At 73.5% G+C, this 13,835-nt stretch carries 9 protein-coding genes; 2 read left to right on the top strand and 7 right to left on the bottom strand.

Going from position 1 to position 13,835, the window contains the following annotated elements; translation table 11 throughout:
• Positions 1 to 3: 3 nt before the first annotated feature.
• Positions 4 to 1,851, bottom strand: a complete 1,848-nt coding sequence (locus AB0G20_RS32830; RefSeq protein WP_361308720.1) for a DUF6350 family protein — start codon at positions 1,849 to 1,851, stop codon at positions 4 to 6.
• 96 nt (positions 1,852 to 1,947) lie between these two features.
• Between AB0G20_RS32830 and AB0G20_RS32825 the strand changes: the two genes are divergently transcribed.
• The gene (locus AB0G20_RS32825; protein ID WP_361308718.1) at positions 1,948 to 3,210 is read left to right on the top strand and encodes a helix-turn-helix domain-containing protein; all 1,263 of its coding nucleotides are present in this window, start codon (positions 1,948 to 1,950) and stop codon (positions 3,208 to 3,210) included.
• A 123-nt stretch (positions 3,211 to 3,333) separates the two neighbouring features.
• Here AB0G20_RS32825 and sucD read toward each other — a convergent pair whose 3' ends face one another.
• The 6 genes from sucD to AB0G20_RS32795 form a co-directional block, all read right to left on the bottom strand.
• A complete protein-coding gene (gene sucD, locus AB0G20_RS32820; protein ID WP_361308716.1) occupies positions 3,334 to 4,218 on the bottom strand; it encodes a succinate--CoA ligase subunit alpha in 885 nt (294 codons plus the stop codon).
• 21 nt (positions 4,219 to 4,239) lie between these two features.
• The gene (gene sucC / locus AB0G20_RS32815; protein WP_361308714.1) at positions 4,240 to 5,418 is read right to left on the bottom strand and encodes an ADP-forming succinate--CoA ligase subunit beta; all 1,179 of its coding nucleotides are present in this window, start codon (positions 5,416 to 5,418) and stop codon (positions 4,240 to 4,242) included.
• A 547-nt stretch (positions 5,419 to 5,965) separates the two neighbouring features.
• Positions 5,966 to 7,114: a hypothetical protein gene (locus AB0G20_RS32810; protein WP_361308712.1), complete on the bottom strand. Its 1,149-nt coding sequence runs from the start codon at positions 7,112 to 7,114 to the stop codon at positions 5,966 to 5,968.
• A gap of 202 nt (positions 7,115 to 7,316) precedes the next feature.
• A complete protein-coding gene (locus tag AB0G20_RS32805; protein ID WP_361308710.1) occupies positions 7,317 to 8,483 on the bottom strand; it encodes a VWA domain-containing protein in 1,167 nt (388 codons plus the stop codon).
• A gap of 139 nt (positions 8,484 to 8,622) precedes the next feature.
• Positions 8,623 to 11,019 carry a DUF5682 family protein gene (locus tag AB0G20_RS32800; RefSeq protein WP_361308708.1) on the bottom strand — a complete coding sequence of 799 codons (2,397 nt, stop codon included), beginning with the start codon at positions 11,017 to 11,019 and terminating at the stop codon, positions 8,623 to 8,625.
• An 84-nt stretch (positions 11,020 to 11,103) separates the two neighbouring features.
• Positions 11,104 to 12,234 (bottom strand): AAA family ATPase, encoded by a 1,131-nt coding sequence (locus tag AB0G20_RS32795; RefSeq protein WP_361308706.1) that lies wholly within the window; start codon positions 12,232 to 12,234, stop codon positions 11,104 to 11,106.
• Between the two features lie 145 nt (positions 12,235 to 12,379).
• Here AB0G20_RS32795 and AB0G20_RS32790 point away from each other — a divergent pair, with 145 nt between their 5' ends.
• Positions 12,380 to 13,735 carry an SWIM zinc finger family protein gene (locus AB0G20_RS32790; protein WP_361308704.1) on the top strand — a complete coding sequence of 452 codons (1,356 nt, stop codon included), beginning with the start codon at positions 12,380 to 12,382 and terminating at the stop codon, positions 13,733 to 13,735.
• The last annotated feature ends 100 nt before the right edge of the window (positions 13,736 to 13,835 follow it).

The raw sequence follows: 13,835 nt of genomic DNA, 5'->3' as shown, positions 1-13,835 counted from the left end.
GCTTCAGGCGCTGTCCGGCGGCGAGGACCGGTCGGGCGGGGCCGGGGTGTCGTACGGCTCGGCGGCCGGGTCGGACGGCAGGAAGTCGTAGGGCTCGTAGTCCGCGTCGCGGTCCTGGTCCCGCAGGCTGTACAGGGCGTCGTACTCGGAGGGCGTGCGGGGGGCGTAAGGCGCGTCCGGTGCGGGGGCCGAGGGGTGGGGCGACGGCGCCCCGTCCTCCGGCGAGGCCTCACGCCCGTTGTGTCCGCCGTCCTCGACGCCCCAGGCGACCCCGGGATCTACGCCCCAGAAGCCTCCGGCGTCCTTGTCTCCTCCGGCCCGTCCGGCTCCCCGGGCGCCCCCGCCGGCTCCGGTGCCCCCGGCCACTCCCGCGATGCCCGCGACTCCGGTCCGGGTGAACCAGCCGCGGCCGCCCTTCCGGGTCCGCCTCTCCCCTCGGGCGCCTTCGGCCGCTTCCTCCCGCTGCTTGCCGATCTTCGGCTCCTCCTCCCGGGGCGTCCAGCATCGCCAGGCCCGTACTCCCACCGCCGTCGGGATCGCCAGCAGCCCCAGCCACACCAGCGTCGCGGCGGCGACCTGCCACCACACCGGACCGAAGCGGGACAGCACGGCAGAACCGAGCGGGCCGCCCGAGAGCGCGGCCAGCCCCGCGAGTACGGCCGCGCACAGGACCGACGCCAGCGCGGCGGCACGGGCGGTGCGGCCGGTCGACCAGACCGCGGCGCGCGTGCCGCCCGGTCTCGTCCCGCCGCGCTCCGCGGCTGCCGCGCCCTTGGCCACCGTCCATCCCACGACCACTCCGGCGACCAACGGCACCACCCCGGCCGCCCAGTGCACCGGCGTCCCCTCCCCCGCCTCCGGTACCGCCGCCAGCAGGGGAAACGGCGGCAGGAACGGGGCCGGCGCCGAGGCCAGCGGGCCGACCGCATGGCCGGCGCCGAGGGCGAAGCCGGGACCGAGGGCGTAGGCGGCGCCCCACACCGCCGCGTTCGGGACCAGGGCCGCGCACAGCAGCAGCACGGCGAACCGCCCCGACCACCCCTCGGTCAGCCGGAGCAACGACGCCTGGGCCGCCGCACCGTGCCACACCAGCGACCCGACCACCAGCAGCGCACCGCCCCCGAGGAGCACCGCCACCCCGGCCGCCGCGGCCCGGGCGGCGACGCCGGGGCGCCCGTCCGGGCCGAGCACCAGCGGACGCACTCCCACCGGCAGCACGCCCAGCAGCCGCCGCAGCGGCCGGCCCGGACGGCCGTACGCCGACCACACGCCCGCCCCCGCCGCCACGACGGCGACCGTAGGGACGCACACCCCCGTCCACATCCACGACGGCCGCAGCACACCGCCCGCGGCGTACAGCGCGGCGGGCACGGCGACGGCGAGGTAGCCGAGGACGACACCCGTCCAGGCGATGCGAGGGGAGACCAGGGGCGGGCTCGCGACGACCGCGATGCCCTCCGCCAAGTCGTCGTCCTCGTCTCCTCCTCCGCCGTCCGTGGCGTCCCGCGCCGCCCGGTGCAGCAGCCACACCGGCAGCGTGAGCAGCAGCAGGGGCGGGATGCCGAGGGGGGCGGGGGCGCCGGAGAGCGTGTCGGTGCGGACCAGCTCGGCACCGTGCGCCAGCAGCCACAGCGCCGCCGCCACATGCATGGCGCCGCCGGGCCCGCTGTCCGGGTACGGCGAGCTGATCCACAGCAGCATCACGAGCACGGCGAACGACGCGAGCCCGAGGCCCGCCGCGAGCGCACCACCGGTGAGGCCGCCGACCAGTCCGGGCGAACGGTCACGCATCCGGGTGCGCAGGGACGACGGCGAACGTCGGCGAGCGGTCATCTCGATCACGACCGCCATGCTCCCAACGACACGCGCTTTCCGGGCGTAACAGGCGAACCATCGCTGTGTCGCTCAATATATGTTTATGTACTTTTCTGGACGGAGGGGCGCCCTGTGACGCAGAGCCCTGCCATCCCCCTCCCACCACCCAAGGAACGCCGACGCCTGCGCGAGGCCGCCTCGCTGACGCGGGCTCAGCTGGCTTCCCGGGTGGGCGTCACCAGCGAGACGGTGCGCGGGTGGGAGACCGGCCGCTCCACGCCGCGCGGCCGCAAAGGGGAGAAGTACGCGAAGCTGCTCAACTCGCTCGGTGACGAGGCGGAGGTGACGTCCTCTCACGACGACGCCGAATCCGACGACCCGGAACCGGCGTCCGGGGCGGCGGTCTCACGGCGAGGCGCCCGGACCCGGCGCAAGGCCGCCGTCACCGACCGGAAACGACCCGCCGCGAAGGACCGGGGCCGCGGGCCCGTCACCGTCCCGGACCGAAGCCGCAGCCCCGTCCCGCACGGACACCGCGTCATCCTCACCGAGCGGCCGCGCACCACGCCCCCGCGCCGGCCGGACGACGCCATCTCCGCACTGACCCCCGATCAGGCCTTCGACGCGCTGTACGCCTTCTGCGCCCCCGCGCTCGTCCGGCAGACCTATCTGCTGACCGGCCGCCGCGAACTGGCCCGGGAGTCGGTGGAGCGGGCCTTCCAGATCGCCTGGCAACGCTGGCCCGAGGTGGCCTGCGACCGCGACCCGGCGGGCTGGGTGCGCGCGATGGCGTACGAGTGCGCGCTCTCCCCGTGGCACCGGCTCCGGCCACGCTTCCGGCACCCCGAACCGCCGCCGCCCGACGCGTTCGACCGCGCGCTGATGGACACCATGCTGAAGCTCCCCCCCTCCTACCGCCGCACGCTGGTGCTCTACGACGGCGTCGGGCTCGGCCTGCCGGAGACGGCGGCGGAGACGGAGGCGAGCACCCGCGCGGCCGTGAACCGGCTGGCGCACGCGCGCGAGGCGGTCGCCGAACGGCTGCCGGAGCTGGCGGACCCGGAGACGCTGCACTGGCGGCTGGTCGAGCTGGCCTCCACCGAGCGACTGCGGGCGGCCAAGCCGCCGGTCGTGCGGAAGGCCGGGGAACGCCGGGCCCGCTTCTGGACCCGGGCCGCCATCGCCTTCACGGTGGCCCTGATCGGCACCACGGCCCTCACCGCCCGCACGGCCCCCACCCACTACGAGCCACCGGTACCGGCGGGAGAGACGGTTCAGGGCGTGCCGCCACCGGTCGCGCCCGGACCGCTGTCGGAGTCGGAGCGGGAACTGCGCGCGAAGCTGCGCAAAGAGCAGCAGAAGGGCCCGGACCGGTTGCATCCGCAGCCGCGGTGACCGGCTGGACCAGCGCGGACACGGCGGTGGGCCCGCCCCCTGTGCAGGGAGCGGGCCCACCGATGAGCTCTGCGGCTCAGCCGTACTGGTTCAGCCGTACTGGGTCAGCCGGCGAGGCTGTCCTCAGTTGCCGAGAATGGCGCGCGCCAGCTTGGCCGTCTCGGTCGGGGTCTTGCCGACCTTGACGCCGGCGGCCTCGAGGGCCTCCTTCTTCGCGGCGGCCGTGCCGGAGGAGCCGGAGACGATGGCACCGGCGTGGCCCATGGTCTTGCCCTCGGGCGCGGTGAAGCCCGCGACGTAGCCGACGACCGGCTTGGTCACGTTCTCCTTGATGAAGGCCGCGGCCCGCTCCTCGGCGTCGCCGCCGATCTCACCGATCATGACGATCAGGTCGGTGTCGGGGTCGGCCTCGAACGCGGCGAGGGCGTCGATGTGGGTCGTCCCGATGACCGGGTCGCCACCGATGCCGACGGCGGAGGAGAAGCCGATGTCGCGCAGCTCGTACATCATCTGGTACGTCAGCGTGCCCGACTTCGAGACCAGACCGATGCGGCCCGGCTTGGTGATGTCGCCCGGGATGATGCCGGCGTTGGACTGGCCCGGCGTGATGAGACCGGGGCAGTTCGGGCCGATGATCCGGGTCTTGTTGCCCTGGGACACGGCGTACGCGTAGAACGCGGCCGAGTCGTGGACCGCGATGCCCTCGGTGATGACGACCGCGAGGGGGATCTCGGCGTCGATGGCCTCGACGACGGCGGCCTTGGCGAAGGCCGGCGGGACGAAGAGGACGGATACGTTCGCGCCCGTCTTCTCGATCGCCTCGGCGACCGTGCCGAAGACCGGGATGTCGTTACCGTCGATGTCGACGGACGTGCCCGCCTTGCGCGGGTTCACGCCACCGACGATGTTCGTGCCGTCGGCCAGCATGAGCTTGGTGTGCTTCATGCCCGTGGCACCGGTCATGCCCTGGACGATGACCTTGCTGTCCTTGTTGAGGAAGATAGCCATGGCTGTTTAGTCCCTCGTCCCTTACTTCGCAGCCGCGAGCTCGGCGGCCTTGTCGGCCGCTCCGTCCATGGTGTCCACGCGCTGGACCAGCGGGTGGTTGGCGTCGGAGAGGATCTTGCGACCCAGCTCGGCGTTGTTGCCGTCCAGACGGACGACGAGCGGCTTGGTGACGTCCTCGCCCTTGTCCTTGAGCAGCTGCAGCGCCTGCACGATGCCGTTGGCGACCTCGTCGCAGGCGGTGATGCCACCGAAGACGTTGACGAAGACGGACTTGACGTCCGGGTCGCCGAGGATGATCTCCAGGCCGTTCGCCATGACGGCGGCGGAGGCGCCACCACCGATGTCGAGGAAGTTGGCGGGCTTGACGCCACCGTGCGCCTCACCGGCGTACGCGACGACGTCCAGGGTGCTCATGACGAGACCCGCGCCGTTGCCGATGATGCCGACCTCGCCGTCGAGCTTGACGTAGTTGAGGTTCTTCTCCTTGGCGGCGGCCTCGAGCGGGTTGGCCGCCTCCTTGTCCTGGAGGGCCTCGTGCTCCGGCTGACGGAACTCGGCGTTCTCGTCCAGGGAGACCTTGCCGTCCAGGGCGATGACGTCACCGGAGGCGACCTTCGCCAGCGGGTTGACCTCGACCAGGAGGGCGTCCTCCTTGATGAAGGTGTCCCACAGCTTGACCAGGACGTTCACGACCTTGTCCGCGACCTCGGCCGGGAACTTCGCGGCCGCGACGATCTCGCGGGCCTTGGCCTCGGTCACACCCTCGTTGGCGTCGATCGGCGTCTTGGCGACGGCGTCGGGGCGGGTGGCCGCCACCTCTTCGATCTCCATGCCGCCCTCGACGGAGGCGATGGAGAGGAAGGTGCGGTTGGCACGGTCGAGGAGGAAGGAGACGTAGTACTCCTCCAGGATCTCCGGAGCCGTCTCGGCGATCATCACCTTGTGGACCGTGTGGCCCTTGATGTCCATGCCGAGGATGTTGGTCGCATGCTCCACGGCCTCGTCGGCGGTGGCAGCGAGCTTCACGCCGCCGGCCTTGCCACGGCCGCCGACCTTCACCTGGGCCTTGACGACGGACTTGCCACCGAGGCGCTCGGTGGCTGCGCGGGCCGCCTCAGGCGTGTCGATGACTTCACCGGCCAGCACCGGTACATCGTGCTTGGCGAAGAGGTCCCTCGCCTGGTACTCGAACAGGTCCACGCGCTTCCGTCCCTATCAGTGATCTCGCGGTTCGTTGTCTGCGTGGGCGTGCCGCGAGGGCAACGTGACGTCCGCTGTCTGTCACAAGGGAGGCGCACACGGTGTCCGAGCGCGCGGCATGTCCGTCTCGCAGGTTATCGCTGCTTCCGGGAGGCCTCTAAATCGAGGGTCACACCTGAGCGGTGATACCTGTCACATGATGCCGTGCTCTCTGGCACGGGGTGCCGGGAGTGAGGGGCCTCACCGGGCTGGGGTTGACCCGGTGAGGCCCGTCCTGCATCCCCGGAGGAGCACGAAAGCCCTGATCAGGGCCCGGCTCCGCGGGGCGCGGGCGGGTGGTCCCCACCCCAATGGGGACCACCCGCCCCATCCACGAGGTCTCCGTCTCGGACAACCGACGGCTTTCGGCCGTCCGGACGTGACGCCTCGTGAAGCACGGGGAGGGGGAGGGGCGCCGCGAGCGCCCCGAGCGGGTCCGCCGGCGAGGCTCTCCGCCCCTGGGAGCGGGCCTTTGGTGGGGAGGCCTCGGCGGTCTGTCCCAGCCCTGCTAGCCCGGGAAGAGAGCGATGTCCCGGTGGCTGCCCCGGGTGCCGACCACGTGGGTGCGGGCCGCGACATCGGGCACGAGCGTGAGCGGCGGCGCGAGGCTCGGGATGACGGCGTGGGCGTCGCCGTGACGCGACGATCCGCTGTCGGCCAGGGACCGGTGACCCAGCGCGCCGTCGGGACGACCGCCGGGCGAGTGGTAGGCCGGGGTGCGTCCGGCATACGGGGACGGTCCGGGGTGGCTCGGGTGACTGAGGTGACTGACGTGACCGAGGTGACCGAGGTGACCTGTGTGGTCTGCGTGTCTGACGTGGTGTGTGCGGGTGCCGAGGAGCATCGGGCCCGCGTGGGCCGCGTGGGCCTCATGGGCCTCATGGGCCTCATGGGCCTCATGGGGCTCTTTGCCGTGGACCGGGGTGTCCGGCGTCCCGGCCTGCCGCGAGGACCCGGTCTCGTCCGCCGGTGCCGTCGTCCCGCCCGGCTGCGGGTCTGCCGTGACCGGGGTGGGGAGGGGGCGGCTGGGGAGCGCCGGGGGCTGGCTGGGAAGCCCGGGGAGAGCGGGAGCCATCGGGAGCGCGATGCCACTGCCGGGGGGAGCGGGCAGGTCCGGCAGCCCCGGCAGCGCGGGCGAGTCGGGGAGTCCTGGCAGGGTGGGCAGCGCGGGTGCATCGGGCAGGCCCGGCAAGGAGGACAGCGCCGGGAAGCCGGCTGGAACCCGGAGGTCCGGCAGAGCCGGGAGGCCGGGCAGCACCGGGTGCGACGGGGACTTGGGCAGCGCGGGCTGCGACGGATGAAACGGCTGCCTGGGCGGCTCCGGCAGCTCTCGCGCCTCTGGCTGCTTCGGCGGCTCCGAGGGCGACGACACCCTCACCCGGGTGTCCACCAGCTCCTCGCTCACCGCCTCCCCGGCCTCCTCCGCATCACCGGCATCACCGGCTCCACCGGCATCCCGAACGAGCCGGTCAGCGACCTGCCCGGCCCGGCCCTCCGGCAGCGCCCCCACGCCGTTCTGCGCGTACGCCCGCTCCCCCCACAGCAGCCCGATGACGAGCAACCCGCCCAGCAGCAGCGCCACTTGGAGCGCACGCTGCCCGGCCGCCGTGCGCAGCGTGCGCAGCGCGGCATCGGGCAGGGCTGCTGACCAGGTCAAGAGAGGGAGCTTCCTCCCGTGCGACGGAAGCGGTACGGCCCGGCCGGCACCACACACGGCCGAGCAGGCGCCGATCCTCGCACGGGAGTGCGGAGGTTGCGCAAGCCCTTGCTTACCGATGGGCCGTCATGTCCGTATTGCTGCTCCACATCGGACGACGACGCATCGACAAGTCGTCATCCGCCCCCTCACGCCGGGCCCTTCACGCCGCATCCGGTATCGGCAACGGCCGCTTCTCGATCGCCGCCGCCATCACCTCCGGAAACAGATCGGGCGTGCAGGCGAACGCCGGTGCCCCCAGCGCCGCGAGCGCGGCCGCGTGCTCCCGGTCGTAGGCCGGTGCCCCCTCGTCCGAGAGCGCCAGCAGCGTCACGAACTGCACGCCCGACGCCTTCATCGCGGAGACCCGCTTGAGCATCTCGTTGCGAATGCCGCCTTCGTAGAGGTCGCTGATCAGCACGACCACCGTCTCGGCAGGCCGGGTGATCTGCGACTGGCAGTACGCGAGCGCCCGGTTGATGTCCGTGCCACCGCCGAGCTGCGTGCCGAACAGCACGTCGACCGGGTCGTCCAGCTGGTCCGTGAGGTCGACGACCGCCGTGTCGAAGACGACGAGTCGCGTGGAGATCGTCCGCATCGAGGCGAGCACCGCCCCGAACACCGATGCGTACACAACCGATGCCGCCATGGATCCCGACTGGTCGATACAGAGGATGACCTCCTTCTTGGTGGACTGGGTCGCCCGCCCGAACCCGATGAGCCGCTCCGGCACGATCGTTCGGTACTCGGGCAGGTAGTGCTTGAGGTTGGCCGCGATGGTGCGGTTCCAGTCGATGTCGTGGTGGCGTGGCCGGCTGATCCGGGCGCTGCGGTCGAGGGCGCCGGTGAGGGTGGCCCGGGTGCGGGTGGCGAGCCGTTTCTCCAGGTCCTCGACGACCTTGCGCACGACGGCCCGGGCCGTCTCCTTCGTCGTCTCCGGCATCGCTTTGTTCAGCGACAGCAGGGTGCCGACGAGGTGCACGTCCGCCTCGACCGCCTCCAGCATCTCCGGCTCCAGCAGCAGCGTGGCGAGACCGAGCCGGTCGATGGCGTCGCGCTGCATGACCTGCACGACGGAGGAGGGGAAGTACGTCCGGATGTCCCCGAGCCAGCGCGCCACGGACGGCACCGACGCCCCGAGCCCCGCAGAACGGTCCCGGCCCCCCTGTGACTTGCCGTCCTTCCTGCCGTAGAGCGCGGTCAGCGCCCCGTCCATCGCCGCGTCCCGTCCCGACAGCGCGCAGCCGGTGCCGTCCGCCGCGTCGCCCCCGAGCACGAGCCGCCACCGCCGCAGCCGCTCCTGCGCCGGGTCCGTGATCTCGGACGTCATCCCCGTCCTCCCTTGCGAGGCCGTTCCCACAGTGGGATCACCGGCACGGTCGTCGCCGGCCGCCGTTCCGCCCCGAGCCCGCCCGTCCCGGTGTCCCCCGCTTCCGGCGTCCTCGTCCGGTCCCTGAGTGCCTCGGTCGTCATCCCGTCACCCCCGCCAGGTCGTTGTCGGTGTTCTCGTCCACTTCGTCCAGCCCGAGCAGCAGCCGCACCACCGGCAGCACGGCGTCCGCGCGCACCGTGTCGAGGTCGGCCGCGAAGCCGGGTATCCCGGAGCCGGCGGCTGTCGCACCACCCGCGGCCCCCGGTCCGCGGCGGACCAGTTCGCCGAGGGTCCGGCGCACTCCGGGCTCGTACGCCGAGAACGTCCGCCGCAGCAGGGGCAGTACGTCCGTGAAGGCCTCGGCCGGGACCCCGGTCAGCCACGCGTCGACCAGTCCGAGCAGCCGCTCGTCGTGCACCAGGAGCATCCCGCCCCCGGAGCCCCCTCCGACGAAGCCCTCGATCCACGCGGCCGCGTCCGCCGGCGGTGTGCCCGGTGACAGGACGAGTCCCATCAGCAGGGCCGCCTCGTCCTGGGCCAGTTCCCCGTCGTCGAGCAGGAGCCGCACGGCCCTTCCCCGGATGATCCCGGGCACGGTGTCCCGCCCGGACAGCACCCGCAGCACCGACTGCCAACGGCCCCTCAGACGACCGTGTCCCGCCGCGGGCGCGTCGCCCAGGAGGCCCACGGCCCCGTGCACCGCGTCCACATGGCGCCGCATCTCCTCGGCGGCGTCCGCGTCGAGCGCGGCGCAGGCCGGGGGGAGGCCGACGAAGACCCGCTCGGCCAGTCCCGCGGCGACCTCCGCCAGGGCGCCGGTGTCCGTGCCGCGCACGTCGCCGTAGCGCAGGGAGCGGACCAGGGCCGGGAGCGCCTGGGCGAGATGGCCGACGTCCGTGTCGAGGGCCGCCCGGTCGGCGAGGACCCGCATCACCGTCGGCAGCCCCGCGGGCAGTTCGGCCAGCAGGCAGCGCTCGGCGAGCGCGGTGACGTCGGCGAGGCCCTGCGCGGTGACGGCGTCCGCCTCGGCCTTGGCGGTCGCGGCGGACAGGACGGTCGTCCCCCACACCCCGGCCTCGGCGACCCGCACGGACAGCTCGGGCTCCCAGCGCAGCCGCCACGTCTCCCGGAACGTGCCCGTGCTGCCCCGCGAGGCGGCCGGTTCGCCCCACGCGATGCCGAGCAGCCGCAGCCGGTGCAGCAGCCTGCTGCGGGCGGCGTCGTTCTCCTTGCGCAGGTCGAGCTCCAGCTCCCGCTCCAGCGCCTCCGGCTTCAGCCGCAGCCGGCGTTGCAGCCGGGCGAGGTCCCGCTGCAACGGCACCGCCGGCGCCGACGGCGGCACCTCCCCCAGCACATCCCCCACGACCAGCCGGTCCCGCACCAGCGCCAGCGGCACGTCCGAGCCCTCGCACATCACCGCCCGCACCGCGTCGGTCGTCTCGCTGAGGCCGGGCAGCGGACGGCCGCGCATGGCGGCGAGCGTCTCGGCCAGCCGTACCGCCTCGATGACGTGCGCGGAGGAGACGATCCGGTCCTCGGCCCGCAGCAGCCCCGCCACCTTGGTCAGCCAGCGCTCCACCGGCCGGTCCGGGGCGCTGAACAAGTGCCCGTACCAGCCCGGCGAGTCGACGCCGGCCCCGTACCCGCTGCTCCGGGACAGCCGTCGGTGGGTCCACGGCACCCAGGTCATGTCCGTCTTGACCTTGGGCAGCCCCTTCACCAGTGCCTTGTCGGCGGCGACGGTGGTCTTCTGCCGCAGCGCGGGCACGTGCCAGGCCCCGCAGACGACGGCCACGCCGTCCTCGAACTCCCGCTGCGCGGCCCGCACCTGGAGCCGCATGTACGCCTCGCGCACCAGGTCCCGGTCGTGTCCCCCGCTGCCGTAGGTCTCCCGCAGCGCGCCCATGGCCTCCTCGAGCGCGGTGAACGGCGCGAGCGCGTCGCCCTCCCCCGCGCCCCGGTGCTCCACGACGTCCTCCCACCACCGCTCCGGGTCGTCGTAACCGGCGGCTTCGGCGAGCACTCCGAGCGGATCGATCCGCACGTCGGCGGAGCCAGGGCCGGTATCGCCGTCCGCCGCCGTCTCGGCGTCCAGAGGGCGTTCGCCCTCTGCCCCCGCCTCGTCCTCCTGCCTCCCCCAGGCCAGCGTGTGCGTGGCCGGCAGGTCGATGAAGCGGGCCGGGACGTCGTGCTCCAGGGCCCAGCGGATGGCGACCCACTCCGGGGAGAACCCGGCCAGCGGCCAGAACGCCGACCGGCCGGGCTCGTCCACGGCGTGGGCGAGCAGGGCGACCGGCGGCCGCATCTCGTCGTCGCCGGCGAGCGGGATCAGTGCGTCGGCCTCGGGCGGCCCCTCGATCAGCACGACCTTCGGCCGGGCCTCCTCCAGCGCCGCCCGCACCGCCCGCGCCGACCCCGGCCCGTGATGCCGCACCCCGAGCAGCACCGGTCCCGCCCCGGCCGCCTGGCCCGCGGCCTTTTCCGCACCGGTCATTTCATCCCCCTCCCGTCCCACACGTCCCGACCCGACCCGCCGGCGATCGCCGTCCCACCACCCGAGGCCCCCGCCCCGCGTCCCTCACGCGCTCACCTCGCGGCAGGCCCGGTAGAAGTCCTTCCAGCCGTCGCGCTCGCGGACCACCGTCTCCAGGTACTCCTGCCAGATGACCCGGTCCGCCGCCGGGTCGCGCACCACCGCGCCGAGGATGCCCGCGGCGACATCGCCCGGCCGCAGCACGCCGTCGCCGAAGTGGGCGGCCAGGGCGAGCCCGTTGGTGACGACGGAGATCGCCTCGGCCGTGGACAGCGTGCCGCTGGGCGACTTCAGCTTCGTCCGGCCGTCGGCCGTCACCCCGTCGCGCAGCTCGCGGAAGACCGTGACGACCCGGCGGATCTCGTCCAGCCCGTCGGGCGCGGCCGGCAGGTCGAGAGAGCGGCCGAGCTGGTCGACGCGCCGCGAGACGATGTCGACTTCCGCCTCGGGGCTCTCCGGCAGCGGCAGCACCACCGTGTTGAAGCGGCGGCGCAGGGCGCTGGACAGGTCGTTGACCCCGCGGTCGCGGTCGTTGGCCGTGGCGATCAGGTTGAAGCCGCGGACCGCCTGCACCTCCTGGCCCAGTTCCGGTATCGGCAGCGTCTTCTCCGACAGGATCGTGATCAGCGTGTCCTGCACGTCGGCCGGGATACGGGTCAGCTCCTCGACGCGGGCCGTCATGCCCTCCGCCATGGCCCGCATGACCGGGCTGGGCACGAGGGCGTCGCGGCTCGGGCCGTGGGCGAGCAACTGCGCGTAGTTCCAGCCGTAGCGGATGGCCTCCTCCGGGGTGCCGGCGGTGCCCTGCACCAGCAGCGTGGAGTCACCGCTGACCGCCGCGGCCAGGTGCTCGGACACCCAGGTCTTCGCCGTGCCCGGCACGCCGAGCAGGAGCAGGGCGCGGTCGGTGGCGAGCGTGGTGACGGCGACCTCGACGATGCGGCGCGGGCCGACGTACTTGGGGCTGATCACCGTGCCGTCGGGCAGGGTGCCGCCGAGCAGGTACGTCGCTACGGCCCACGGCGACAGCTTCCAGCGGGCCGGGCGCGGACGGTCGTCCTGAGCGGCCAGCGCGGCGAGTTCCTGGGCGAACGCGTCCTCGGCGTGCGGTCGCAACGCCTGGGCCGCTTCCGTCTCCCCCGCTTCGACGGACGTCGGCTCTACGGACACAGTCATGGCAAAGTCCCCCTCCAGCTCGGCCGGTTCGGATCTGTCACCAACGTTGCACCACACCACTGACAATGCGTTCCGACCTGCGCAAACCTGCTGCCGGAGCCGCTCGCGGACCCGATTGTCAGTGGGGGGATCTACCTTCGGTGGCATGACTCAGCAGGGGGTGCGCTGGAGTGCGGACCAGGTGCTGGCACTGGCGCCTGACGCCGCATCACGCAAAGCGGGCAGCAAACTCGGCGCGGCGGGGCCGTGGTCCGAGGCGGGGAGTTCCGACGAGGGGACGGTGTGGGGGCTGTGCAAGGGCAGCGGAAGCAAGCCGTATCAGACGGTCGTGGACATCGCGGACGCCGCCGGGCCCGCGTACAAGTGCAGTTGTCCGAGCCGCAAGTTCCCGTGCAAGCACGCGCTCGGACTGCTGCTGCTCTGGGCGGCCGACGACGCGGCGGTGCCGCCGGGGCAGGCGCCGGACTGGGCCGGGCAGTGGATAGCGGGGCGGCGCAAGCGCACAGAGGAGAAGAGGGCCGGGGACGGCTCCGGTGCGTCGTCCGGGTCCGCTGATCCGGAGGCGGCGCGGCGCAGGGCGGAGCGCCGGGCCGAGCGGGTCTCGGCAGGTGCGGTGGAGCTGGAGCAGCGTCTGGCCGATCTGCTGCGCGGCGGCCTGGCGACCGCGGAGCAGTCGGGGTACGGCCTCTGGGAGGAGACGGCGGCCCGCATGGTCGACGCCCAGGCCCAGGGACTGGCGGGCCGGGTGCGGGAGTTGGGGGCGATTCCGTCCACAGGTCCGGGCTGGCCGGTGCGGCTGCTGGAGGAGTGCGCGCTGCTGCATCTCCTCGGCCAGGGCTGGCTGCGCCGCGAGCGGCTCCCGGACGGCCTCGCGGCCACGGTCCGCTCCCGTATGGGCCTCCCGGCCTCCGCGGACGGCCCGCCGCTGCGGGACCGCTGGCTGGTCCTCGCCCAGTACGACACGACGGACCCGCGCCTGACGACCCGTCGGATCTGGCTGCACGGCGCCGACTCGCACCGCACCGTGCTGCTCCTCTCCTACGGCGCCGCCGGCCGGGCCCCGGAGCCGGCGCTGCCGGTGGGACTGGTCCTGGATGCCGAGGTGTCCGCGTACCCGGGCGCCGGGCAGCTGCGGGTGGCCCTGGGCGAGCAGTTCGCCCCGCCCGCGCCCGCGGCGATACGCCCGCCGGGGCTGACCACGTCCCAGGCGGCGGCCCGTTACGGCGACGCCCTGCGCGACGACCCGTGGCTGGAGTCCGTCCCGGTGACGCTGGACCGGGTCGTTCCGGCCCCGGACGGCGACTCCTGGCAACTGGCGGACGCCGACGAGGACGCGGCGTTGCCGCTCACTCCCGCCGCGCGGTCCCGGCCGGGCCTGTGGCGGCTCGTCGCCCTGTCGGGCGGGGCCCCGGTCAAAGTCTTCGGCGAATGCGGCCACCAGGGCTTCACGCCGCTGACGGCCTGGCCCGAGGGCCCGGGTGACGCGGTCGCACTGTGCTGAACCGGCGGCACCGCCCACGGCGCATCGGCTGGACCCACCCATCCCACAGATCCACGAATCTTTCAGGCATCACGGGACAACCGGTAAGGGCGAGCCTTCA

This window comes from Streptomyces sp. NPDC024017, from assembly GCF_040638895.1.
Classification (GTDB): domain Bacteria; phylum Actinomycetota; class Actinomycetes; order Streptomycetales; family Streptomycetaceae; genus Streptomyces.
This window is presented reverse-complemented; position numbering and strand designations above follow the sequence as displayed.

Coding starts and splice junctions, on each gene's coding strand:
- AB0G20_RS32800 (WP_361308708.1), bottom strand. CDS start 11,019: ATGACCGGTGCGGAAAAGGCCGCGGGCCAGGCGGCCGGGGCGGGACCG.
- AB0G20_RS32790 (WP_361308704.1), top strand. CDS start 12,380: ATGACTCAGCAGGGGGTGCGCTGGAGTGCGGACCAGGTGCTGGCACTG.
- AB0G20_RS32795 (WP_361308706.1), bottom strand. CDS start 12,234: ATGACTGTGTCCGTAGAGCCGACGTCCGTCGAAGCGGGGGAGACGGAA.
- sucD (WP_361308716.1), bottom strand. CDS start 4,218: ATGGCTATCTTCCTCAACAAGGACAGCAAGGTCATCGTCCAGGGCATG.
- AB0G20_RS32830 (WP_361308720.1), bottom strand. CDS start 1,851: ATGGCGGTCGTGATCGAGATGACCGCTCGCCGACGTTCGCCGTCGTCC.
- AB0G20_RS32805 (WP_361308710.1), bottom strand. CDS start 8,483: ATGACGTCCGAGATCACGGACCCGGCGCAGGAGCGGCTGCGGCGGTGG.